Below are 24,467 nucleotides of genomic sequence, written 5' to 3'. Positions count from 1 at the left end.
CACACATGTCGAATGTTATCTATCTAGGATTTGATTTTGGTTACAGCCGGATTGGTGTCGCTGTAGGACAGTCGATAACTGCTTCTGCGCGCCCCTTAACAACACTAAAAGCCAATCAAGGACAGCCAGATTGGCAAGAAATCACTAAACTCATTAAACAGTGGCGCCCTGCTGAACTGGTTGTTGGGTTGCCTACGACCATTGCAGGCAAAGCGCAATATACCACTGATCCTGCAAAACAGTTTGCCAAACATTTGCGTGAAGACTATGGATTACCCGTCCATTTAGTTGATGAACGATTGACAACGAAAGAAGCCAGGGCAAATCTGTTTGATGTGGGTGGATATAAAGAATTAAAAAAAGCAGAAATTGATGCTCATGCGGCTGCTTTGATTTTAGAGCAATGGCTTCGGGACATTCCGTAATCGAAAAATGATAGGTTGGGGGGAACATGCAGCATTTCTTAGATATAGAGCAACTCAGTGCAGAGGCGATTCAAACCATGATAGCGCAAGCACGATCGTTTAAGGAAAACCCTTATGCTAGCCAACTTCCTTATCATGCGGTTGCATTAATGTTTTATGAAAATAGCACCCGCACTCGTATCAGTTTCGAAAAAGCAGCAAAACAACTATCCATGCAAGTTATCCATGTTGATATATCCCGATCTTCCGAGAGTAAAGGTGAAGCCATCGAAGATACCATCCGAAATTTGGCTGCTATGGGCATTCACCATTTTATCATCCGCCATAGCCAAGATGGCTTGCCAGTTGAGCTGTCAAAAAAATTATCTACCTTGCCTGTTCATATTATCAATGGCGGGGATGGAAAGCGCGCTCACCCTAGTCAAGCTTTATTAGATATGATGACGGTGTTGAGCTATAAACCCAAGTTAAGTGACATTAAAATCACGGTTGTAGGCAACTTACGTCACTCACGCGTCGCAAGATCATTTGCGACCATTTGTGAAAAAATGGGGGTGGGTGAATTAGTCTTCGTGTCACCAAAAATTTGGGCTCCCGAATCGATGTCATATGGCCAATGGACCGATGACTTATCTGATGGCTTAAAGGGGGCAGATGTGGTGATGGGGCTAAGGGTGCAAAAGGAACGGCTAGCTTCTGAAGATGCATTTGATATCAATCGATATCAACAAGATTTTCGCATCGATGCGATGCGTTTAGCACTGGCAAAACCCGATGCCATCGTGATGCATCCAGGCCCTGTGAACCGTGGAATCGAAATGACCTCTGACGTCATAGACGGGCCACAATCAAAAATTCTAGAACAAGTGACTAATGGTGTGTATGTGCGAATGGCAATATTGACAGCGCTTTCGAAAAACGCCTAATCACTTTGCTATACCCATTCATTGCTTCGATACTTTTATATGACACTATTAATATTGGTTTAAAAAAGTGTCTATCCCTCGACCTTTTGTAGAGCGTCCTGTTTGAGTTCACAATTAGGCGAACAACGGTTGTCCAATGGTTTGTTTAAAGGATAAGGCTTGTTGTATCGATTCAGTACTGACATTCGGCTCATTTGCGATATCCGCAATGGTTCTCGCTACTTTGAGTAAACGATGATAAGAGCGAGCGGATAATTTTAATTTTTCCATGGCTAAAAGCAAAAATTGTTTACTGGCTTCATCTAACTGACAAACTAACTCAAGATCTTTACTGTTAAGCTGGCTATTTAACATCCCCTGGCGGTCCCGCTGTCTTTGTTGAAGTCGCTCAACCTCCTTTCTAATTCGTTTGCTTTCACCTCCTGGATTGGGGGTTGTATTAATCATCGTGTGGTGGCTTAATGCTTTCACATTGACTTGGATATCGATGCGGTCTAATAATGGCCCTGATAATTTGCTTAGATAGCGCTGAATCTTATCCGGAGAGCATAGACACGAGCCTTCTTCGTTACCCCATTGGCCACAGGGGCAAGGATTCATAGCCGCAATTAATTGAAAATCAGCTGGGAACTCCATTTGCATAGCCGCTCTTGAAATGCAGATATGGCCAGATTCAAGTGGCTCGCGGAGCGTCTCCAACACTTGCCGATTGAATTCAGGGAGTTCATCTAAAAATAAGACGCCATGATGAGCTAAGGAAATTTCCCCTGGTTTAGGCGGGTTCCCACCGCCTACCAAAGCAACTGGCGATGCGGTGTGGTGAGGTGCACGAAAGGGTGGTGTTCGCCAATGGTTAAAGTTTGGTTGATTGCCATTGATCGAATGAATGGCAGCTACGGACAGTGCTTGTTCTTCTTGCAATCGTGGTAAGATTGTTGGAAATCGCTTTGCCAGCATGCTTTTACCACTTCCGGGTGGGCCACTTAATAACACACTATGGCCACCACTCGCGGCAATGACCAGTGCCTGTTTGGCGTGAGCTTGCCCTTTAATTTCAGACCAGTCGATAGGATCACTATCAAAATCTTCGTTAGAGCGTGGAGGAAGAGGGTCTAATTGATGCTGATTACAAAGAAATGCCGTTACCTCTTGTAAATGGTTAGCAGTTAATACCTTTTCATATCCTGTGATAGCCGCTTCGTTTGCATTATCTGAGGAAATAATAATCGTTTTTCCTTCTCGTTTTGCAGCTAAGACAATGGGAATGATCGCTTTCACACCCCGGATTGCCCCACTTAATGCTAATTCACCGACAAATTCATAATTAGGTAGGGTTGTTGCTGGGATTTGTTTCGAGGCCGCTAAAATGCCAATGGCAATTGCTAAATCTAAGCCACTCCCGCTTTTAGGGAGATCGGCGGGGGCAAGATTGACAATGATTTTGCGGTTTGGTAGGCGAAAATTACTGTTGCTAATGGCGCTAGCAACACGTTCTTTACTTTCTTTTACGGCTGTTTCAGCTAATCCGACGATGATGAGTTTTGGCAGTGCATTGATTAGATGAACTTCAACAGACACGCGGCGTGCATCAATACCAAGCGTGGTTCTCGCTTGGGTATTTGCGAGTTGCATAACAATTCCTTGTAGTTGGACCAGGCGTTATTCTAGCTTCCTTTATGCTTTTTGGCTAGTAGGGCATCCAGCTGAGCTTGTAAGGAATCAACTTTTTCACGCGTTTTGATGAGCACTTTGGTTTGGGTGTCAAATTCATCACGGGTGATGAGGTCCATTTTCTGAAACGTCGCGAGTAACACATCATGAAACTTTTTCTGAATATCCTTTTCCAAATTTTGAACGCTTGTTGGCAATGCTTCAAAGAGTTTTTTTGCAACCTTGTCAAACTGTTCGCTATTCATTATTAACGCTCCATTGTGATATGCTATTGACTGAAGTTTAGCAGATGTGATGAAAGGATAACAACAATGAAAATGCTGACAGCCATAATTAAGCCGTTTAAGCTCGATGATGTCCATGAAGCCTTAATGGAAATTGGCATTCCAGGCATTACATTGACGGAAGTGAGGGGTTTTGGTCGTCAAAAAGGACACACAGAACTATATCGTGGGGCAGAGTATGTTGTTGATTTTCTGCCAAAAATTAAAATTGAAGTGGCATTGTCGGATGATATGGTTGAGACAGCCATCGATGCCATCTGTAAAGCTGCTTATACGGGCAAAATTGGGGATGGAAAAATATTTGTCTATGATATTGAACAAGTTGTCCGAGTTAGAACGGGTGAAGTTGGCGAAGATGCGTTAGGCTAGACGATGCTTTGGATCGAAGATCATCTTATCTGTGATGATGGCATGAAGTGGAATGTCTAGTGAATGGGTTTTAATATGATCGAGTTGTTGAAATTGATAAGCCACACCAACTAATAACGGGCCTTGAATCCCCGCTAGCGTCTTATCATAATAGCCAGCACCCATCCCCAGGCGATTTCCCATCTTATCAAAGGCAACCAGTGGCATGAAAATGATATCTAAATCCTCAACTGGAATTGCTTGAGTATGGCAGACATTTGGTTCAGGAATACCAAAGCGATTGTCTTGCTTATCGGTTGCAGGTGTGGTTGGAAGGAAGCATAAGCTTTTGTTATCTTTTAACGCGGGAAAATAGCAAAACTTCCCTTGATAAGGGGCTGACTTCCACAATATGTCTAAGCTTATTTCACCGTTGATAGCATGATATAAAGCAATTTTTTTGGCATAACGAAACACTTTGAGTCGCTTTATTTTCTCACAAACATGCTGCGAAGCCTTCATCTGACACGAAGGGCTCAGTTTGCTACGAATCTGCCGCAAATTTTGTCGGATTATCTGGTGAACTCTATCGGCCATATCCAATCATCTTTTACCCTGTAAGGCTTTCAATAATAAGCGATATCTATACTGATTGGAATAGTGAATTTGGCAGAGTGATTGGGTTTATATTCGGGTGAATATATCCGATTATTTTAGATTATTGGGAATTCACAGTGAATTATTGCTTGTCAGAAAAATAAAACAATGATATAAGCCTATTTTTCTTTAGGGGCATAGAATAGGCTTGTTGTTAACGCAACTAAACCTAGCGATCCCCAACAATTCCTATCGATATAATCTAATTGAGAGTGTATTATGAGAGAGTGGATTAGTGATGACTACAACCTTGATGAAGAAGAATTCGTTGATGTAGAAAATGAACTGGATAGTTCAGACGAAATAAAACATATCGATGCGCGTAAGCGTTTAGAAAGAATGTTAGAAGAAAAGCAGCTTCGTGAAGATATTGAAGACTACCTATAAACTGAGTAATACCCATCCCGTTACTTGGGAAAATCCCGAAAAAGTCCTCAATAAAGGCTATAATCGACTGTTTCTTGGCGAAGGTCTCTTTGAAACCATGTGTGTCAAACATGGCGAAGTTGCAAATGCCAAGAAACATTGGCAGCGGATGAATAACTCCGCTTGTCAATTATCAATCCCATTTCCTCTCTCTTTGTCTGATTGGTTGTCTCAATTGAACCAAGCTATTGCTTGTTCAAATTGTCAAAATGGGATTGTAAAAGTCATTTTGCTTCCCCTTTCAGAAAAAAGAGGGTTGAACGTCACTGCGGATGGATGTGAGATTTTCTGGCAGATCTATGAATCAGAATCATTAGCAAAAGCCTGGTCTTTAGTGTCGTTACCTTGGCTTCGAGACAGCAATAACCCTGTGTATCGCCATAAAACGTTAAGTTATATCGAGAATATTCAAGCAAAGCGCTATGCCCTGGCTAAGGGAAGAGATGATGTCATTATCTTTGATAATAATGGCTATGTCTTAGAAACGTCGGCTGCCAATGTTTTTATGATTCTCGATGGTGAGTTATATACCCCATCGCTTAATCTTTCGATTCTTCCTGGTGTGATGAGGGAGGTTTTTCTTGAGAAGGCCAGAAGCCTTGGACTATCATGTCATGAGACAGTATTATCCCGGTATCATCTGCAAAAAGCAGAGGCGATTTTTATAACGAATAGTGTGCTTGGTTTTCTTCCGGTGCATCAGATTGATGACCAGGTCTACCCAGTAGAACATGAAATTTACCAATTGCTTAAGCGATAATTTTTTTGCAACCAGATAACCAGCAGCGTGAATAAGACACCTAGACCGAGTAAACCCATGATAAGAACGGGATTGAGTACGGTGCCATTGAGTAAAGCATGGCTGCCTGCATAGCCACAACTTGTGTAAATAATTTCAGGCGGTGTCAGAAAGAGAACGGTGATGATGACATAATCCCGTAACTTCATATTGGTTAATCCCAGGCCATAATTTACCAGGTTAAATGGTATGATGGGTACAACACGTAGAAACGCTAAAAATGGCCACCCTCTTCGATCAAAGACACGAATTAATTGACCAATCTTATAATGATTAAATCGGTATATCCACTTACGTGCTATATAACGGCTCAGACAAAAAGCGGCCGTAGCACCTAATGTTGCGCCTGTCAGATTGAGAATGGTTCCTAATACTGGGCCAAATACCGCTCCCCCAGCAAACGTTATGACTAAGGTTGGCATAAAAAACAAGGTGGCTAACATATAGAAGAAGCAAAAAAAGACAGGTGCTGCCCATCCTAGCGATTTTATCCAGATAAGTATGTCGTTGGCATGTTGGTTAAAAAGTAATGTAAAGCCAACAAATACAAGGACAAAAAACAGAGTAAAAAAAAATTTCATAGACTAATTTTTGTCTTGACGTAAGGGTTATGGTACTCTGTTTCAGCTATTGAAGCAAATTATAAAGAGAGCAATTATGAAACGGTTTTGTTGTTTACTCCTGGTATTGTATGCAGCTTTGGCTCACTCTCAGATCGTTTTTGATACGTTAGATGGCAAGCGCATCTCACTCGAGAGCTTGGCAAACAAAAAAATTGTTATTAATTATTGGGCGGATTGGTGTCAGCCGTGCGTGGATGAGATTAAGTCATTGAATGATTTTTATCAAAATTTCCACCAAAAAGTAGCATTATTTGCGGTCAACTTTGATCAACCCCCCTTGTCTGAGCAACGAGATGCCGTAAAAATACATCATATAGACTATCCATCATTAGCAGTCAATCCAGCAAAAATGCTAGCTTTGGGAAATATAAGAGCCGTCCCTGCAACATTTATTATTGATGCTAGAGGAAACGTTCAGAAGGTTCTTTATGGCCCACAAACAGCCGAAAGTCTATTGATTGCTTTAAACCTTAAGGAAGTTAACAATGGATAAATTGTTACTTGTACCGGACAAAAGCAAAAAAGAACTAATACGAGCCCGTGAGCGTGCCCGAGCCCGTGCCCGATTTTGAAGAATTAAAAGATAAACTTTGATCTTGAAGCAGCCCACCGAACAAAAGTGATTTCTGCCTATTAAAAACCGGGCACGGGCTCGGGCACCATTAACATTGGGCACGGGCACGTCTTAGATATGAGTTTTTGTCCGGTACAAAGTAAATTGTTACTTGTCATAACTGGATATTTTACGGTATAAATCGATTTGTGAATAAATAGTATCGAAGGATGACGATGAAAAATATTGGGCAAAATTGGTTAGCGGATAAATTTCGATGGCTTGTCAAAAATCTACTGCAGGCTGGGTTTAGGGTCACTGTGAATGGACAATATGAGCCGAATGACCGCGCCGTGATTATCGCTAATCGCACCTCTGTTTTGGATGTCTTGTTCCTATCGGTGTTTTTGCCAGAGCGTTTAACCGTTGTGTTGCCGCCTAGTTTATACAAAAAATTATGGGTTAAAGCGTTAGCGCTATTTGCAGACGTTATTCCCGTGGATCCGACAAAAGCGTCCGCAGCAAGAGCGTTAATAAGGGCAATGAATCAAGGAAAACGATGCTTGATTTTTCCTCAAGGGCATAGTACTCAACCCGATCATAGTTTACGGGTATTCGATGGCCCTGGAATGATTATTCAACGAGCAGGTGGTTGGGTGCAGCCTGTCCGAATTAGCGGGCTGGAATACAGCATCTTTTCAATAGCTAAGCGCAAACATCCCATCCGTCTATTGCCAAAAGTGACGTTGCACGTTATGCCGAAACTACAGCTAAGCAGCGCAACTGGAAAGCGAAAAGTGGTTAGCAGTCAATTATTCCAATTAATGTCTGAGATGACCTTTGCTAACTGTCAAGTTCGACAAAGTTTATTTTCAGCCTTAATTGAAGGGGTTCAAATTGGGAGTAAAAATAAAGCAAAAATAGAAGATGCAAGCCGGACACCTTTAACGTATAGGCAGATGCTAACGCGATGCTTTATTCTAGGCCGGCAAATGAAAAAACAAACCCAAGTGTTTGAACGGGTTGGTGTCATGATGCCGACAACTTGTGCTGGCATGATAACTTTTTTTGCCTTACAAGCATACAGACGCATTCCGGCCATGATCAATTTTTCAAGTGGCTTCTATAATGTTTATTCAGCCTGTCGCACGGCTAATATTAAAACGATTTATACTTCCCGCCAATTTGTTGAAACAGCAAAGTTAAATGGCCTGATTGATGAGTTGAAAGATAATGGGATTGATATTTATTATCTGGAAGATTTTAAGCCTCACGTTGGCTTGGCCGAAAAATTATCGGGTCTGGCCAAAGCTTCCTTTCCCCGAATTGCTTATCAAATGATCGGCCGTAAGGTTGAAGCAACAGATACCGCCGTGATACTTTTTACTTCCGGATCGGAAGGGGTGCCAAAAGGGGTTGTGCTTAGCCACAGTAATTTATTATCGAATTGTTTTCAGATGCTATCGCGTGTTGACTTTAGTCATCGAGACGTTTTTTTCAACTCATTACCCATATTTCATTGTTTTGGCTTAACAGCAGGTAGCATTTTGCCAATGGTGACGGGAAATAATGCCTTTTTCTATCCTTCTCCTTTGCATTACAAAATTATTCCTGGTTTAGTTTATGAGATGGGCGGAACCATTATGTTTGCTACCGATACGTTTTTATCCGGTTACGCGCGAGCCGCCGCTAATCATGAATTTGCGTCAATTCGCTATATATTTGCGGGGGCTGAGAAAGTCAAACCAGAAACAGTTAGGCATTGGGCCGGTCAGTTTGGTGCACGGATTTTCGAAGGGTATGGTGCCACAGAAGCCTCCCCCGTGATTTCTCTAAATTGTCCGATGGCTCATTGCACAGGTAGTGTTGGTCAACCGTTACCAATGCTTGATATTCGCATAGAACCCGTTGATGGCATTAAAAAGGGAGGGCGATTATTCATTCGCGGTCCAAATATCATGCGTGGCTATATGAGAGCTGACAACCCTGGCCAAATAGAGGCGTTGGTCAGTGGCTGGCACGATACGGGTGATATCGTTGAAGTGGATAATGAAGGATTTATCACAATCATTGGCCGAGCGAAGCGTTTTGCAAAACTGGGTGGTGAAATGGTTTCTTTGACCACGGTTGAATTAATTGCCTCAGCTATTTGGCCTGAAAACCTTCATGCTTCAATTGCGGTTCCTTGTCCTAAAAAGGGAGAGCAAATCATTCTCTATACGGAGTGTGCTGAGGCCTCTCGCAACGAGTACGTGCAGTTTATTCAAAAGAAAGGTCAAACAGAATTATTAATTCCTGCGGTGATTATCGCAGAGGCCTCTATCCCGGTTTTAGCCTCTGGAAAGATTGATTATATTACCTTGAAACAACAACATGACCAAAAAGTTGCGCATCAACCTGAACTGGCCAAGGCGTGATTGAAAAACACTCCTTTGTACCGGACAATTTTAAAAATTAGCCGTCGTTGCGAACGTAGTGAAGCAATCCAGAACAGATTTTTGTTCACAGATAGAACTTACAATTGCTTCGTAAAGCGCTTAACTAACTTCACAATTTGTATATTATTTGAGCTCAACGATCTTCTGGGCTGCTTCGCGTTGCTCGCAGTGACGACGAAGTTAGTTCGGAACGTTTTTCAGGACCTGTATAAAGGCTCGCAACGACGGAGCTATTATGAAATTGTCGGGTACAAAGAAAACACTCATTCAGTCTGTGTTCGTTAAGCTTTTGTTAATGTTCGCATGCTAAAATAAGCTTGTATTCGGCAAAAAATGTCGGTATTTTAAACTATGAGCGTAGCAAAAATCAGATGCCTGTTGTTAGTATCGGGATTTGAGCGGGGGTGTAAAAATGGCTGGAACCGACCACATACTCAAAAAACTTGTTGAAAGTAATGCCTGCAAAAATGGCGAAGAGTTCTCTGCGCAACCTATCGATAACTTGGATGAGTTGACGCCTAATCCTGAGTTAAATTTATCCCATCAACCCAAACAGGTTAAAAAGCACGAACTTAACATGTCTCATGCCCTATCTGAAATATTAGCGAACACAAACACCCCATCTCCTGATTTACCGGATTGACACAGGTCTTCTAAATAACTTGCTTCATTAGGGATAAATCCCGCGTTTTAAGCTCGCATATTCTTTTTTTCATCGTTATAATAAATATATAAGTATGATCAAGAGGATGCGATGGCCACTTTTTCTGAAACCTCTCACTGGCGCGATTCAGCGCGATCGGCACGTTTTTTTATGGTGGATGCTCGGGCAGCATTTCCCATTTTTATTTTTTTAATGCATATCCGTATTTGGACAGGGGTATTAGTCATTGTTTCAGCTCTATTTTTCGGGTTTATTGAGCATTATGGTTTCACCGTACCTGTTTTTTTGCGATCGATAAGAAGTCTAATTGCTGGTAGAACCCGCTCTGCTAACCCTTGGTGGCGCATATGAAGCTTGATATACCTAGTTCAATGGCACATATCTCTGGCCGTATGCAGGCCAAATTTTATTTAAACGATCGCTTTATCAGTGCAGAAGAAGTATTTGCTGAAACTGGCTTGTTACCGGCTATTGCCAAACGTGCTGAACAATTATGTTCGCTGTGTTTGGGATATGGATTGGGAATTCGCTTTGAAGATGCGGAAGGTGCGCTGTTAGGCAGCCGAGTGATTTTCGATGAGGTTACCCCAAATTCATTACGTATTTTATGCATGACAGACGTGCTATTTGAGCTTGTGAATGGGGGACCGAGCAAGGACTATACGCCACTAGACGAATTAATGTATGACTCATTGTAAAGCATCTATACTCGTGATCATTCGAAATGCGAGTTTTCTGCTTTTTCTTTTTCGCCCTGCAAAAAATAAAGGCGCATAAATCCTCGCATTTTGAATGATCACGGGTATATTTGTGAAGAATATTGTTAAAAAAGTGTAATTTTATGCTTTGCATGTCACTAGATTCGTGCTAAAACTTTATTATGGATGCAGATAAATATTTTTCGGAGTTGTACTATGAATCGATCACGATCACATTCGCTTTTTGGGGATCCTCGACATACAGTCGGCTGGGAAGAGCAAATTGACCAATTCTCTGGGAAACTTGAAGATGTTTGTGGAATAAACCAATCGAAAGAAAATATGGCTGCAGTGGAAACCATGGATGAATTTAAAATGACATGTGATGCCGTTTTAAATCGTACAGCGCCAAAACCTTCTTTTTAGTTATTATCGTTGGCGTTTAGTGAGCGCCGAATATTGATTAAAGTGTGTCACAAGGTTGATTTTCTTTGTTATACTTACGTTAACATCAAGCAGTTATATCTGAAATTTAGTTTTATGAAAGAAGATAAGCTAACCCGCGATCAAATTCAGTCTATACGCAATGCGTTTGATAAAGCCCTTAATGAAGGACCCTGGCAAGAAACGAATTTTTTGCGCGCTATGGGTAAGCAATTAGAAAAAATTCGGGATAATTTTTTGGTCGAAGTGGGCGAAAAATCAAGTGACGCTGCTGAAACATCCTCTAATCTAGCAAACCGAGTTGCTTTAAGGAGTGGGCAGCAAGAGATTTACATTTCGCTTTATAGCTCAAGTGGAAATCAATTATCTTCATGGGAAAAGGTCATTGCTAATCTACCAAGACAACTCATCTCGAGACCTATCTATGAAGACGAAGAAAGGGTACGTAGCCGAATAAAAAGTAAAAGCATGCCAGTGAATGAAGCTTATGTGTGTGCCTACATTGATAAAGATGATATCAAAATACTACCTAAAGATAAGATACCACATGACAAACTAAACCATCCTTTATTAACGGTGAAAGACAGGGCTATCACCTTGGATGATATTACTCGGTTTGTTCACCTTTCTGGGACCTATCAATATCGAGAGGGGCGCTTAGTTAAAAATGCAAACTCTGCGTCTAACGATGAGCCTCAATCAGAATAATTATCTTTTTTTTCATTTTATCACTAGGCCTATGGGCTATTTTATTTATTTGGGTATATACTAGAAGTATACGCAAAAATAGTTCTGTTTTATTATGGCACAACAACAGCAAGCCCAAGGTGGTGGTGGTGGTGATAACTCCATGGCACCAGTATGGATTACCATACTGCTATTTTTCACACTATATTTCATTTGGAAATTTGGCCACCCTTATATTGTTAGCTTTATTTTTTCTTTCAATGTCTTACAAGCTGAATTAGTTTCCTTAGTTTACGACCCAAATGTGCTGCGTGAGGAAATTATTTTCATGAAAACGACCGATCCCGCAACAGTCTCCTGGAAGGAATTTACTGAATATACGCGAGATGTTGGTATTTATATACGCTACCCCGTTTTACTTGTATTAATCGCTTTGGCAGCTGTTTTATATCGGTCCAATATTGTGTTGAAATTCCGTAAAATTCATAACATGAATACACTTCGTAGCCAAGAGCAACACAACTGGAGTGCTATCATGCCGGTGGTTAATGAAGATTTGGTGAGTGCCGATATTGCTGAAGGGCCTTGGGCAATGGCGTTAACCCCAATCGAATTTGCCAGAAAATATGACCTACTGCGCAAAGAAGACAAATTACAAGACAATCCATTACCCGGATTGGAAATGACGGCTGGTATCCGCAAGGGCGATGCAAAAAGGGTATTTACTTTACAAGTCGGCCCGTATTTTACAGGGTTTGATAGATTGCCAGGACATATCGTTGCTTTGGCTGCCGTGTTTATGGCACGGATTAATCGTGACAAAAAATCGGCGTCGATGATTTTATCAACCATTGATAAAACCTATGTGCAGGGTAAACCAGATTATTCCGTCGCAAAACCCATCCTCAGTAAATATGAAAAAACCGAGCTTGTGCAGGAAGTGTTAGCAAAGCACGCCTATGTATTATCCGCTATGGCCTCTTTGTTGGAAGCTGCGAGAGCGGATGGTGTTGTCCCTGTGTGTGAATTTTTATGGTTAAAAGTGGTGGATCGTCGATTGTGGTATATGCTGAGCAGCGTCGGTCGGCAAACACCCTTTGTCGAGGTGGGCGGACCCTTTGCACACTGGAAAGCTGAAAAGGTATTAGGACGTCGTTCTTTAATGCCGATGGTTGATGAAGCAACGAAGGCCCTTGAAATGGCGGTGAAAGAAATTAAACTGCATCCTAAAGAGTTAAGTAAGCTGGAGCCCTAATGAGAGGAATTGAGTCTAAAAGTGAAATTGATCCATCCTTATTGCTCAGGGATACTCGAACGATGTCTCAGCGGATTGCTGATTTCTTTGGTGATCCAACCAATGTATCCATCATGCTGTTCACCTTGGCTGCAGTTGCGTATTACCTACCAGAAATTGCCAGCACCATACTTTTAGTAGGCATTGCTTGCTTTTTGTTTGCTTATACTCGCAAACAAACATTGCCTTTCAGATTACCAATGAGTGCCCATACCAAAGATTATAATGACTTAAAGCCAGGGATTAAAACGCCTAATGAATCAAGGGGAATTACCTTCTTTGGCAATGATCGAAAGACAAAAGAAGAATTGTGGTTCACAAACGACGATATGCGGACGCACGTTTTGATTTTTGGTTCAACAGGTTCTGGTAAAACGGAGGCCTTGGTTTCTATTGCATTTAATGCACTGACGCAAGCAAGTGGTTTTATCTATGTCGATGGTAAAGGGGATAACTCGCTATATGCAAAAGTCTTCTCAATGGTTCGGAGTATGGGACGGGAAGATGATTTATTATTAATTAACTTCATGACAGGCGCTAGGGATATTGTGGGCCCTCAAGAGAAGCGATTATCCAATACGATGAATCCTTTTTGCCAAGGTTCTTCAAGTATGCTGACACAGCTGGTAGTGAGCTTGATGGGAAGCTCCGGCCAATCTTCCGATGGGGATATGTGGAAAGGCCGTGCAATCAGCTTCGTTGAAGCCTTGATGAAATTATTGGTATATATGCGAGATTTGGGTGCACTTTTGCTTGATGCAAATACAATACGTAATTATTTTAGTTTAGAACGGTTAGAAGCGATCGTCATTGATAAAGTATTTCCACGAGATGACCAAGAAAGCGTGAGTATGGAAAACGTCCCTTCTTTGGTGACAGACCCTTTGCGTAACTATGTATTTAACTTGCCAGGTTATAACAAAGAGAAAAAAGGGAAACAGGTTTCTCAAGTGCTTGAACAACATGGTTTTATTACCATGCAGTTGGTAAGGGTCTTCTCCTCATTGGCTGATACCTATGGCCATATTATCCGAACCAACTTGGCAGAAGTTGATTTCAAAGATGTGGTTTTAAATCGCCGGATATTAGTGGTGTTGTTACCGGCGCTGGAAAAATCACCGGATGAATTGGCAAACTTAGGTAAAGTGATTGTATCTTCATTAAAAGCGATGATGGCTGCAGGCCTTGGTGAAGATGTTGAAGGGGATTACCGTGACGTTATTGAACGGAAACCAACCTCTGCCCCAACGCCATTTATGTGTATTTTAGATGAGTATGGTTATTATTCAGTGCAAGGTTTTGCTGTGGTGCCAGCGCAAGCGCGTTCGCTTGGATTCTCTGCTATCTTTGCAGGGCAGGATTTACCCGCATTCCAAAAATCATCGAAGGAAGAAGCTGCCTCAATCGGCGCTAACACTAACATCAAAATTTGTATGAAATTGGAAGATCCTGTCGAAACCTATGACTTTTTCACCAAAACTGCTGGAGAGGCGTATGTAACGAAAGTAGACTCCTTCCAAACAAAGGAAACCAGCGTTTCAAACAGTTACTTAGACACTAAGAGCTCCTCCTTTGAGAAGCGTGCGCGTATTGATTTACTTGATCTCAAGGATCAATCTGAAGGTGAGGCTCATATCTTTTTTAAATCAAAAATTGTCCGCGCTAGTATGTTTTTTGCTAATCCAAAGCCAGTTAAGAAGCTAAAACTTAATCAATTTCTCAAAGTTGAGTCACCACCGGATGAGTATATTTTCCGGTTGCAAAAGCAATTGCAAGGTTTCCAAGCAATATTGGATTCGGGTGATATTTCGATTCGTGATCAAGTTGAAAATGAGGAAATCAGTTTGATTACTCAAACACTTCACGATGAAAAGGCAGAAGATAATATTGAAAGAGCAGTCAATGCCCTCATTGCTTATCATAATTTCAACGAACCAGAACCGGTCGAAGAGGTTGTTTCTGAAGTGGATGAAGGGTATATGACCTTGTTTACACCATTGCCTGACAATGATTTGTATACGCCATTATTGGTTGATAATCCAGACAGATTTAAGCTACCTATTTTGGATATCGGGTTAACTCGAGACACATTGTCCAAAGTGGAGGTCTGCTCTGGTTCCAAAGATAAATATGCAGGCACCGTGGCCAATGAAGTCATTAAAGATTTGCAAGTGGCTACAACGTATCCTCCTGAAGTTCGAGACGACATTTCTGCCTCCGACGTGGCAGAAGTAGTGAAAGAACTGGTCGATGCTATCGTTAATAAAAGGAAGGAAGTCAGGACAGAATAGCGTTTAACTTTCTTGGAGGTACGGCTTTATTTTTCATGGTTAAAAACAAGAATTATGGCCAATATATTGATCACTTAGTTATTTTTTCGATTCCTTTACAAACAAATTTTTTTCAATGCTTGTAACTTTTCTATGAGTATGCTTTCATAAATACTTATTAAACTCATCTAGTTAGGTTTGTATGGCAAAATGCTGGCAAGGGTTATGCCACTTAACCATAGTGGTTGTATGCATTAGTTTAGTTGCTTGTGCGTCACGACAACCAACGCGTAATCCATTAGGTAATGATTTGCCTAAGAAAGTCTATGGGGCCTCTGATAGAAAAATAATTGACTTACAGAGGGCTTTAAATAAGCGTGGAATCAAGGTTATCTCCATTGGGCAAAATTACTTAGTCAGTATCCCAAGTGCCTATTTATTTGCGGATCAATCGCCGCGTATTAGATGGGGTTCATATGCCGTTCTAAATGATGTGGTCGATTATTTAAAGCAATTTCGTAAGGTGAGTGTTTATGTTGATGCATACACAAGTCCCTATCTGACAGCAGAACGTGAAAAGGCACTAACGCTAGCTAGGGCGACGAAGGTAGGAAATTATTTGCGCGACCAAGGGATTGATAGTCGTTTTGTATTTACCCAGGGGCATGGGAGCGACAAGCCGATCCGACGGTCTAAAAATGGGGGAGATGGCTCCTTAAATTCTCGTATAGAAATTACTTTCCGACGAGAAGTCGCATAAGGTGAAGATGTAATGAGCAAAGAAGCTTGGTATAGGAAATTAGAATCGATTCAGTTCTATATTGTTACGTTTCGACGTTTAAGTGGCTTTCTGTTGGTTTCTTTTATTGTTAATGTAATATTCGGTGTTTTGATTTATTTTAAATATTTTCATCAAGGCGATCATGTTTATTATGCTACGAATGGGATTGTCTCACCGGAGAAACTGACACCGAGAGATGAACCTAATTTTTCATCCGAAGCGTTACTTGCAACGCCTAAAACGGTCCAAGAAGCAAGTAAGCCCATACCAGATTAAATGAGGCACTCATGACAGAAGATGCATTAATAGCAGTATCCCTACGCAATGACTTTTATCGTGACAGTCAAAGAAAAATCATGATTGCTGCGATACTGTCGCTTTTATTGAATTTTATCATTGGATCCTTGTTAATCTATATATATACGCATCCTCCCGCTCCCCGATATTTCGCGACAAGCATCAATGGACGCATCACCCCATTATACCCGTTAAGCGAACCGAACCAATCAGACGCAGCCGTTCTTCAATGGGCGAATGAGGCAGCTATCGCATCCTATACTTACAACTTTGTCAATTATCGGGAAGAACTGCAAGCGGCTTCTGGGTTTTTCACACCAACCGGCTGGCGCCAATTTCTCTTGGCGTTACAGGGGTCTGGTAATCTACAAGCTGTTAAGGAAAATAAATTTGTGGTTTCTGCTGTTGCAACGAGGGCGCCTTCCATAACCCAAAAAGGCTTAGTAAATGGTGTGTATTCGTGGCGAGTGCAAATGCCGGTTTCAGTGACTTATCAAAGCTCAGAAAATTATACAACTCAAAATGTGATGATTTTAATGCTAATTACCCGAGTTTCGACATTAAACGCCCCCCGGGGTATTGGCATTTCCCAATTTGTCGTGTCTCCAATTACGGGGAATAATGACCAGGATCAAAATTAATCTTATTGTGTAAATATTGAAATGTAGTTGAATTTTGATAATAGGATTGGTTGTGTAATGAGAGGATTTATGTCAATTTATTATAGGATTGGGTGAAGGGACCTTAGTTGTTAAACGATGTGGGGTGGTAGGTAAACGATCTTAATATGAGTGGAAATAATGGCTGAAAGTACAATATCGACAGATTCGTTTAAGCGTTCTTTTCATAAAGGCCTACAACACTCATTTTTGATTAAGTTAGTCATTTTATCGGCCGCATTAAATTTTATTTTTATAATGGTTCTCACATATAAGGTCATCTACCCATTGGAGCCAAAATATTACGGGACAATCACCGAAGGGCGAACTTTCCCATTAATCGCTTTGACAGAACCGAATCAATCTGACGGGGCGGTTACTGAGTGGGCAAACCAGGCTGCTATTTCAGCATTTACCCTGGATTTTGTGAATTATCCTCAACAATTGGAACAAGCATCGCGGTATTTTACCAAAGAAGGTTGGGAGCAATTTTTGGAATCATTACAACAAGGTAATAACATCGAACAGATTAGGCAAAAACGCTTAACAGTGACAGCTGTCGCCCAAAATACGCCGGTCATTTTACAAAAAGGGGTGTTAAATGGTCGATATTCTTGGCGAATCCAATTGCCAATATTAATTACTTACCAAAGTTCAAGTAGTATTCAACAGCAAACTAGTATTATAACCATGCTAGTGATTCGTATATCCACACTCGAATCTTACCGCGGCATTGGGATTTCTCAGTTCATTGTTGGATCAGCAACCGGAGGTATTGGTTAATGAGGATGATTAAAACTAAGCAGTCATGCCGCCTTTTTGCTATGGTTAGCATCCTAGCTTTGGCTTTCCCTGTTTGTGCTCAAAATAATAATGATTCAACGCAAGCGCTCCAGCAACTGAGGTTATTGCAACAACGATTATCCAAAGGGAATGATGCACCAACAGGAGGGGAGACAGATCGCAGTACAGAAGCATCCAAAGACAGTGGCCCTGCGGCAACAACAACTTCTTCAGCTCCCAACACACAACCGACTTCTAGTTCACCGGTGATCGAAACAAAATCCCAACAGGCGATAATTGATGAAAAAGCATTTGAAGATTTGCAAAGAGACATGTTTCCACTTAACTCAGCACAAATTCATCAGCTTAAGAAAAAATATGAACAAAAGGAGTTTGCAACGGCGGCCAGTGCTGGAACACCCCCTAAGCCTGTAGCAACATCCCTGTTCGTTAATTTGTCTCCTGGCTCAACCCCACCAGCAATTCGGCTTTCGCAAGGATTTGTCTCCTCCTTGGTTTTTCTCGATTCCTCAGGCGCGCCTTGGCCAATTAGTGCCTATGATTTAGGGGATCCTAATTCGTTTAATATTCAGTGGGATAAAAAGGGCAACACCCTTATGATTCAAGCTTTAAAGCTCTATAACTATGGCAACCTAGCTGTGCGCCTAAAAGGCTTAAATACGCCAGTCATGCTGACATTAGTTCCTGGTCAAAAAGAAGTTGATTATCGCATTGATTTGCGAGTGCAAGGTTATGGACCGAATGCAACAGATTTACCGATTGGCGATGGTTTGCCACCGCATGCGAATGATCTATTACTGCATGTGCTCGATGGCGTACCGCCCCCTGGTAGTCAACGTTTAGTCGTCAGTGGTGGGGATGCTAGAGCTTGGTTGTATAAGAATAAAATGTATGTCCGAACCAACTTAACTGTTTTATCACCAGGTTGGTTAGCCAGCATGACCAGTGCTGATGGGACCCACGCTTATGAAATGCAAAAATCTCCCATTTTGTTGGTTTCATGGCATGGTAAAGTGATGCACTTAAAAATTGAAGGGTTATAACAAATGGCAACAAGAAAAGACAACCTGAAAGCATTATTTACAAATACCCGAACTCGCTTAATCCTTCTATTCACCGGGGCATTGCTGATTATTGGTGTGATCATTGGGGTTAGCAAATTATTATCAACCCCTTCTGCAGAAAAACAAGCAACCGCAGATGTCAGCCTTGTGCCAAATATACAGTCCATTCCAGGACAACTTAATCCAACACCTGAATATGCTAAACTACAAGAGATTCAGAACATTAGTCAGGCTCAACAAGCTGAGAAGCAAGGTACGAGTGCCATACCCACCATTATTCGATTACAAAAATTGGGTGAAGGGGGAACAGGGTTACAAAATGTTTCTCAAGGTATAGGATTTCAGGCCCTCGCTCGCGAAAGTCAGTTAGGCCCCCAACAAAGCCTCTGGTTGCAGGAATTAAAACAAGCCAATTGTAGCAAATCTTCCGTTGCCAAGGTTACCAGTGAAGGGGCTGGGTTGGACGATTTACGTAAAGGCTGCAGTTGTGTGCAGTTGAAGGAAAATGGCTATCAATTATCTGACCTGGATCAAATATGTTCGTGTAAGGATTTACGGGCTGCAGGATTCAACGCAAGACAATTAAAAGATCAGGGATACACGGCGGGTCGTTTAAAACGTTGTGGTTTTGATGCATGCGAGTTGAGAAATGCAGGATTTACCGCGCAACAATTAAAAGACGGTGGGTTTACGGATGGAGAGCTCCGTGGTGCGGGGTACTCACCTGAGGAAATACGTCGCGCAAGCGGTATCCCAGATGGTATTACGGCAGATGATATTCGTAGAGCAGGGTGCTCCCCAGATGCCCTTCGTAAATTACGAGAAGCGGGAGTGACTGCCGCAGCAATTGTCCGCATTAGTGGTTGCACAGCAGCACAATTAAAAGCGGCAGGTTATACTGCCCAAGACCTTAAAAATGCAGGGTTCACTGCCGCGCAACTAAAAAATGCAGGATTCACACCCGATGAGCTCAGAAAAGCTGGCTATACTGCCAGGGATCTGCTCGATGCCGGATTTACGCCGAAGCAGCTGGCTGATGCTGGGTATACACCGGCACAAATCCAAGCAGCAGAATCAGAATTGCCCCCGGGTATTACACCTGAGATGATTAAAAATGCGGGATGTAGTAAGACTGCTTTAGAACAAGAGCGTTTAGCTGGTGTCAGTGCTAAGCTTATCCGCGAATATGCGGGTTGCAGTGCTAAAGCACTTAAAGCGGCTGGATTCACCGATGCTGATTTAGCTAATGCCGGTTTTACACCCGCGCAAATTAAAGATGCGACCCCCGTCACTGATGCGCAGATTAAAGCGGCGGGTTGTGATCCTAAAAAATTGCATCAGCTATTAGAAGAAGGCGTCTCTGCAAAACGTATTAGAGAGCTAAACGGTTGTACAGCAGAACAACTAAAAGAAGCTGGCTATGGTCCCGCAGCACTCGAAGCCGCGGGGTTCACGCCCCAACAATTGCTAGATGCTGGGTTTACACCAGCACAGTTGAGAGCGGCAGGTATCAATCCTATCAGTGCATTGGCTAAAGGTAGAGTTTCTGATTGCAGTGTTGCCTCATTAAAGGCTGCTAGAGAAGCTGGAGTTACTGCAGCTGAGATAAAGCGAACCCTGGGGTGTTCGGCAAAAGCAATGAAGGAAGCAGGCTATACGGCTAAGGAATTACGAGATGCCGGTTATACCGCAGCTCAATTAAAGGCGGCAGGTTTTACGGCCAAACAACTAAAAGACGCTGGATTTACTGCGAAGCAGCTCAAAGATGCTGGTTTCACGGCAGCGCAGCTTAAGGACGCTGGGTTTACTGCGAAACAATTGAAGGATGCTGGATTTAGCGCACAGCAGCTGAAGGATGCTGGTTTCACGGCAGCGCAGCTTAAGGACGCTGGGTTTACTGCGAAACAGCTGAAGGATGCTGGATTTACCGCTAAACAACTCAAAGATGCTGGTTTCACGGCAGCGCAGCTTAAGGACGCTGGGTTTTCAGCAAAGCAGTTGAAAGATGCTGGATTTTCTGCAAAACAATTAAAGGATGCAGGATTTTCTGCAAAAGAATTAAAAGACGCAGGGTTTACTAACCAGCAGCTTGAGAATGCTGGTTTTTCACCGGCGGATATCGGCGTCGCCTTGCCGCCTGGCCAGGCAGGGGATACGTTGCAAGATTCTGAACTGCCAGGAGTTGCAACTGGCTCAAGAGCCCAACAAAGAGCTGATCGTTCATCACAACAATTGCAACAATTGTTAAAGCAACAACAAAAGCAGTTTGATCAACAGCAATTTCAACAACGGATCGATCAACGAAAAGTACAGATGCAAAGTGAAGCAAGTGACAGTTTGAACAAGTGGAAACAAGTTGCAACACAAGCCTATATCGCTGGGGATCAAGATAAAAATGACAAAGATTCAGGGGTTGGTCAATCACTTGGGAAAAACACCCAAGGGAAAAATTCAGGGCAAGATAGTTCGGAAAATAGCCCCTATCCATCGGTTAAAACAGGTGAAATTATGTTTGCAGTGATTGATACCTCAGTGAATTCCGATGAGCCTGGGCCAATTCTTGCTACGCTTGTATCGGGTCCTTTCAAGGGGTCAAAACTTATTGGAAGTTTCACCACCAATCAAAACTCTGGAAAAATGACGATTCAGTTCCAAACAATCTCGATACCAGGTGATAAAAAGACGCAAAGTATCTCCGCTTATGCGATCGATCCGAATACAGCACGAACCGCTCTCTCGAGTCGAACGGATAATCATTATCTATATCGCTATGGTTCGTTGTTTGCGTCCACCTTCTTAGAGGGGTTTGGTAATGCCTTCCAGTCGGCGGATACCACAGTAACGATTGGTGGTACTGGCGGGGGAGATAATATCACTGTACAAAATGGTATTAACCGGTCGGCACTTGAGAATGCGGTGATTGGTTTGGCCACGGTGGGTAAAACCTGGGCTCAGTATGCGCAGCAAAATTTTAACAGGCAACCAACCATTGAGGTGTTTTCTGGAACGGCGATCGGCGTATTATTTACCCAAGATGCATCGTTTTCTTGATTATTAACTAATAGTAGAGATTGAGACTATGGCAGATACAAAAGACAACAATGAAGGATATGAATTTCCGGAGCTTGATGGTTACTCGCCTGAAGGCTATGAGGAAGCGCCGTCAGATTCTCAACCAACGCAATCCTCAATGAGTACCTCCGGGTTTTCTTTAGCTAATATAAATCCTGTGTGGCGAAATGCTGGCATTGTTATCGCGGGGGTGGTTGTTCTCATGTTAGCTTATAAGTATTTTGGTGGCATTTTTAGCACCAGTAAGAAAGCTCCTTCAGAGATTTCTTCTATACCCAAACAGCCACCTATTCAACCACCCATACCACAACCTAAAATTGTGGAGCCAACCCCAAAACCAAAACCCGATGAATCGATGTCCAAACAGGTTCGTCAAAACTTGGCAAAATTAGAGTTAAGCCAGCAAAATCTTTCCTCAAATGTGAGTGATATTGAATCAAAATTGAATGGATTAGATGGCAATGTGACTGACTTATCTGACAAATTGGCTACTATCAACCAGCAACTAGCTGACATCGCAGAAAAGTTAGACGGTCAAGGTAATGTCATTAATCTACTGAAAGCCAAACTAACCCCCAAAAGTAAGCCAAAGCCAAAAAAAATATTACCACCCCCCATACAATATTCCATCCAAGCTGTCATTCCTGGCCGAGCTTGGCTAATTGGATCAAATGGGTCTACAATTACAGTAAGTAAGGGAAGTCGTATTGCCAGTTATGGCATCGTTCGAATAATTGACGCTCAAATGGGGCGAGTAGTAACAAGCTCAGGGAAAGTGATTCAATTTGAGCAAGAAGATTTTTAGGTGAATTATGGCTAGTTGTACGGCGGGTACAGTTGCCTGTTGGATTACCAGTCAAGCAGATATATTGCGAAATATCGCAGCCTCGCTTGAGCCGATTCAACAACTCATCACGGGGGTAGCCTACGTCATGGGGATTGCTTTTGCATTTAAAGCAATCTATAGCCTGAAAGTGTATGGCGAAGCCAGAACGATGATGTCATCTAATGCGAGTTTAAAAGAGCCGGTCACTTATCTGGTGGTTTCGGCAGTCTTTATCTATCTGCCTCGCGCCATGAAAGTGTTGCTAATGACAACGTTTGGCGATACTGATATATTGCCGTATGCACCAATTAATAGTTCTAACGGTACGTTAGATGCTTTATTTGGATCAAATAGCCCGGTAGGTGCATCATTATCGCTATTCATTCAAGTGATAGGTTTAATAGCTTTCATTCGTGGATGGGTATTAATAGCACGAGCTGCTGGCCAAGGTGGGCAGCCTGGTACTACGGGCAAAGGATTAATGCATGTTTTTGGGGGGATTTTAGCGATTAACATTGTGAAAACGTTGGAGATAATCAATAATACTTTATATGGGTAGAGACATTTTAGGCCGATTCGGAGGAAAAACTGTGAAAAATTGTAAATTTAATTTCAATCAACTAAGTCAGTTCATTGTCTATGCAACGGGTTTAGTATGTTTATTGGTAACGGGCCAAGCCGTAGCTGCTGGCGCCGAAACATTGGGTGGGATTGCATCGACTGTGACCCAGTCCTTTACTGCGTTGACCCAGCTAATCACGGCGGGTTCTTATTTAGCGGGCCTTGGGTTTTCGATTGGTGCTATTATGAAATTTAAGCAACATAAAGATAACCCGACTCAGATCCCAATTGGTACGCCTATTGCGCTCGTATTTATCGCAGCCGCTTTACTATTCTTACCTGCGATTCTAACTTCAACAGGTACCACCTTGTTTGGTCAATTATCTCAAGGTGATATTGGTGGACCAACTGGTATTGTATTTACAGTTGGAAACTGATTTATTGGAATCGGCTTTCTTTCAGCCAGAATCATTTTTGGGGAGGCAAGCTTATAGCTTGCCTCCGTATGTTTGGTGAATTAAGAATGACGAAACTTTTAGGCAAACATGTATTACGTTTAATGGCTTCTGCCAATGCTTGGCGGTTGTATTCTGCGCGTAAGTCTGATCCAAAATTTGCCGAATATGAAAGAAAAATTTGGGAAAGAGATCAATATAGTTGTCAATTCTGTGGTTTTCAGGCCAAAAAATATCAAGATGTGGTCAATTTAGATGGCGATTTTTCGAACAACAAAATGTCTAACATGGTCACCGCTTGTTGCTTTTGTTCCCAATGTTACTTTATTGAATCAGTTGGGGTTGGTGGTTATGGCGGGGGAACATTAATTTATGTTCCTGAGATGAGCCAAACTGAGTTAAACAGTTTATGCCATGTGTTATTTTGTGCTATTACCAATGATACCGGTTATAAGCAAAGTGCTCAGGCGATATATCGTAGTTTAAAATTTCGCTCTAAAAATGTTGAGAACAAATTTGGCGAAGGGACCAGTGATCCCTCTATCATGGGGCAGTTAATCATTGATTCAGGGGTGAGTGATAAAGAAACAATAGACCAGATGTTCGAGTCGGTTAGGTTACTGCCTTCCCGGGCAAAGTTTAGAAAGCAAATAGAACATTGGGCTGCAGCAGCAGTGAGGGAGATTGTTGAAGGATAACAACTTGTTTTGCGGAACGAGTTAAAGTTGATGCGGTCTTAAG

The 24,467-nt window shown here is 42.1% G+C and carries 28 protein-coding genes; 24 read left to right on the top strand and 4 right to left on the bottom strand.

The window, feature by feature from the left end; genetic code table 11:
• Positions 1–5 precede the first annotated feature (5 nt).
• Both ruvX and AB3348_RS04545 read left to right on the top strand, forming a co-directional pair.
• Positions 6–425: a Holliday junction resolvase RuvX gene (gene ruvX, locus AB3348_RS04550; protein ID WP_367606382.1), complete on the top strand. Its 420-nt coding sequence runs from the start codon at positions 6–8 to the stop codon at positions 423–425.
• A 26-nt stretch (positions 426–451) separates the two neighbouring features.
• The gene (locus AB3348_RS04545) at positions 452–1,351 is read left to right on the top strand and encodes an aspartate carbamoyltransferase catalytic subunit (protein ID WP_367606380.1); all 900 of its coding nucleotides are present in this window, start codon (positions 452–454) and stop codon (positions 1,349–1,351) included.
• Between the two features lie 114 nt (positions 1,352–1,465).
• Here the strand turns inward: AB3348_RS04545 and AB3348_RS04540 are convergent, their stop codons facing one another.
• Together AB3348_RS04540 and AB3348_RS04535 are read right to left on the bottom strand one after the other, a co-directional pair.
• Entirely contained in the window at positions 1,466–2,983 is a 1,518-nt protein-coding gene (locus AB3348_RS04540; RefSeq protein WP_367606379.1) for a YifB family Mg chelatase-like AAA ATPase, read from the bottom strand.
• 32 nt (positions 2,984–3,015) lie between these two features.
• On the bottom strand, positions 3,016–3,270 hold the full coding sequence (locus AB3348_RS04535) for an accessory factor UbiK family protein (protein WP_367606535.1): 255 nt from the start codon (positions 3,268–3,270) through the stop codon (positions 3,016–3,018).
• A 63-nt stretch (positions 3,271–3,333) separates the two neighbouring features.
• Here AB3348_RS04535 and AB3348_RS04530 point away from each other — a divergent pair, with 63 nt between their 5' ends.
• Positions 3,334–3,675: a P-II family nitrogen regulator gene (locus AB3348_RS04530; protein WP_367606378.1), complete on the top strand. Its 342-nt coding sequence runs from the start codon at positions 3,334–3,336 to the stop codon at positions 3,673–3,675.
• On the opposite strand, the gene AB3348_RS04525 is transcribed toward AB3348_RS04530, so the two are convergent.
• A complete protein-coding gene (locus AB3348_RS04525; RefSeq protein WP_367606377.1) occupies positions 3,667–4,251 on the bottom strand; it encodes a 5-formyltetrahydrofolate cyclo-ligase in 585 nt (194 codons plus the stop codon). The two genes, AB3348_RS04530 and AB3348_RS04525, sit on opposite strands and share 9 nt — an antisense overlap.
• Before the next feature lie 279 nt (positions 4,252–4,530).
• Here AB3348_RS04525 and AB3348_RS04520 point away from each other — a divergent pair, with 279 nt between their 5' ends.
• Positions 4,531–4,698, top strand: a complete 168-nt coding sequence (locus tag AB3348_RS04520) for a PA3496 family putative envelope integrity protein (protein WP_367606376.1) — start codon at positions 4,531–4,533, stop codon at positions 4,696–4,698.
• A complete protein-coding gene (locus tag AB3348_RS04515) occupies positions 4,673–5,497 on the top strand; it encodes an aminotransferase class IV (RefSeq protein WP_367606375.1) in 825 nt (274 codons plus the stop codon). Before AB3348_RS04520 ends, AB3348_RS04515 begins: the two co-directional genes overlap by 26 nt.
• On the opposite strand, the gene AB3348_RS04510 is transcribed toward AB3348_RS04515, so the two are convergent.
• Positions 5,476–6,117, bottom strand: a complete 642-nt coding sequence (locus AB3348_RS04510) for a TVP38/TMEM64 family protein (RefSeq protein ID WP_367606374.1) — start codon at positions 6,115–6,117, stop codon at positions 5,476–5,478. The genes AB3348_RS04515 and AB3348_RS04510 overlap by 22 nt on opposite strands.
• A gap of 76 nt (positions 6,118–6,193) precedes the next feature.
• On the opposite strand from AB3348_RS04510, the gene AB3348_RS04505 reads away from it, so the two are divergent.
• The 19 genes from AB3348_RS04505 to icmJ all read left to right on the top strand — a co-directional run bounded on the left by AB3348_RS04505 (position 6,194) and on the right by icmJ (position 24,424).
• Complete coding sequence (locus tag AB3348_RS04505; RefSeq protein WP_367606373.1) at positions 6,194–6,652, top strand: TlpA family protein disulfide reductase; 459 nt, start codon at positions 6,194–6,196, stop codon at positions 6,650–6,652.
• 296 nt (positions 6,653–6,948) lie between these two features.
• On the top strand, positions 6,949–9,129 hold the full coding sequence (locus AB3348_RS04500) for an AMP-binding protein (protein WP_367606372.1): 2,181 nt from the start codon (positions 6,949–6,951) through the stop codon (positions 9,127–9,129).
• 433 nt (positions 9,130–9,562) lie between these two features.
• Complete coding sequence (locus tag AB3348_RS04495) at positions 9,563–9,793, top strand: hypothetical protein (RefSeq protein ID WP_367606371.1); 231 nt, start codon at positions 9,563–9,565, stop codon at positions 9,791–9,793.
• Between the two features lie 111 nt (positions 9,794–9,904).
• Complete coding sequence (gene icmT / locus AB3348_RS04490; protein ID WP_367606370.1) at positions 9,905–10,165, top strand: IcmT/TraK family protein; 261 nt, start codon at positions 9,905–9,907, stop codon at positions 10,163–10,165.
• On the top strand, positions 10,162–10,512 hold the full coding sequence (locus AB3348_RS04485) for a type IV secretion IcmS family protein (protein WP_367606369.1): 351 nt from the start codon (positions 10,162–10,164) through the stop codon (positions 10,510–10,512). Before icmT ends, AB3348_RS04485 begins: the two co-directional genes overlap by 4 nt.
• A gap of 216 nt (positions 10,513–10,728) precedes the next feature.
• A complete protein-coding gene (locus AB3348_RS04480) occupies positions 10,729–10,938 on the top strand; it encodes a hypothetical protein (protein WP_367606368.1) in 210 nt (69 codons plus the stop codon).
• Positions 10,939–11,052: 114 nt separating this feature from the next.
• Entirely contained in the window at positions 11,053–11,664 is a 612-nt protein-coding gene (gene icmQ, locus AB3348_RS04475; RefSeq protein ID WP_367606367.1) for a Dot/Icm secretion system protein IcmQ, read from the top strand.
• Between the two features lie 94 nt (positions 11,665–11,758).
• Complete coding sequence (gene icmP, locus AB3348_RS04470) at positions 11,759–12,898, top strand: type IVB secretion system coupling complex protein DotM/IcmP (RefSeq protein ID WP_367606366.1); 1,140 nt, start codon at positions 11,759–11,761, stop codon at positions 12,896–12,898.
• Positions 12,898–15,228, top strand: coding sequence for a TraM recognition domain-containing protein (locus AB3348_RS04465; protein WP_367606365.1), 2,331 nt, complete (start codon positions 12,898–12,900; stop codon positions 15,226–15,228). The genes icmP and AB3348_RS04465 overlap by 1 nt, the downstream gene beginning before the upstream one ends.
• Positions 15,229–15,409: 181 nt before the next feature.
• Complete coding sequence (locus tag AB3348_RS04460) at positions 15,410–15,967, top strand: OmpA family protein (RefSeq protein WP_367606364.1); 558 nt, start codon at positions 15,410–15,412, stop codon at positions 15,965–15,967.
• Between the two features lie 12 nt (positions 15,968–15,979).
• Positions 15,980–16,264, top strand: coding sequence for a phosphoesterase (locus AB3348_RS04455; RefSeq protein ID WP_367606363.1), 285 nt, complete (start codon positions 15,980–15,982; stop codon positions 16,262–16,264).
• Between the two features lie 11 nt (positions 16,265–16,275).
• Positions 16,276–16,926: a type IVB secretion system apparatus protein IcmL/DotI gene (locus tag AB3348_RS04450; RefSeq protein ID WP_367606362.1), complete on the top strand. Its 651-nt coding sequence runs from the start codon at positions 16,276–16,278 to the stop codon at positions 16,924–16,926.
• A 159-nt stretch (positions 16,927–17,085) separates the two neighbouring features.
• Positions 17,086–17,727 (top strand): type IVB secretion system apparatus protein IcmL/DotI, encoded by a 642-nt coding sequence (locus AB3348_RS04445; RefSeq protein WP_367606361.1) that lies wholly within the window; start codon positions 17,086–17,088, stop codon positions 17,725–17,727.
• 5 nt (positions 17,728–17,732) lie between these two features.
• Positions 17,733–18,791 carry a DotH/IcmK family type IV secretion protein gene (locus tag AB3348_RS04440; protein ID WP_367606359.1) on the top strand — a complete coding sequence of 353 codons (1,059 nt, stop codon included), beginning with the start codon at positions 17,733–17,735 and terminating at the stop codon, positions 18,789–18,791.
• Positions 18,792–18,794: 3 nt separating this feature from the next.
• Positions 18,795–21,863, top strand: coding sequence for a type IVB secretion system protein DotG/IcmE (gene dotG, locus AB3348_RS04435; RefSeq protein ID WP_367606358.1), 3,069 nt, complete (start codon positions 18,795–18,797; stop codon positions 21,861–21,863).
• A gap of 28 nt (positions 21,864–21,891) precedes the next feature.
• A complete protein-coding gene (gene icmG / locus AB3348_RS04430; protein WP_367606357.1) occupies positions 21,892–22,689 on the top strand; it encodes a type IVB secretion system protein IcmG/DotF in 798 nt (265 codons plus the stop codon).
• Between the two features lie 4 nt (positions 22,690–22,693).
• Positions 22,694–23,269, top strand: a complete 576-nt coding sequence (locus AB3348_RS04425) for a type IV secretion protein IcmC (protein ID WP_367606534.1) — start codon at positions 22,694–22,696, stop codon at positions 23,267–23,269.
• 73 nt (positions 23,270–23,342) lie between these two features.
• The gene (locus tag AB3348_RS04420; protein WP_367606533.1) at positions 23,343–23,708 is read left to right on the top strand and encodes a type IV secretion protein IcmD; all 366 of its coding nucleotides are present in this window, start codon (positions 23,343–23,345) and stop codon (positions 23,706–23,708) included.
• 86 nt (positions 23,709–23,794) lie between these two features.
• Positions 23,795–24,424 (top strand): type IVB secretion system protein IcmJDotN, encoded by a 630-nt coding sequence (icmJ, locus tag AB3348_RS04415; RefSeq protein ID WP_367606355.1) that lies wholly within the window; start codon positions 23,795–23,797, stop codon positions 24,422–24,424.
• Positions 24,425–24,467: the final 43 nt, after the last annotated feature.

The sequence above is a fragment of the Legionella sp. W05-934-2 genome, from assembly GCF_964199965.1.
GTDB lineage: Bacteria > Pseudomonadota > Gammaproteobacteria > Legionellales > Legionellaceae > JAFIFT01.
The sequence above is the reverse complement of the archived record's forward strand: the minus strand, read 5'-3'. Positions and strand labels throughout refer to the sequence as shown.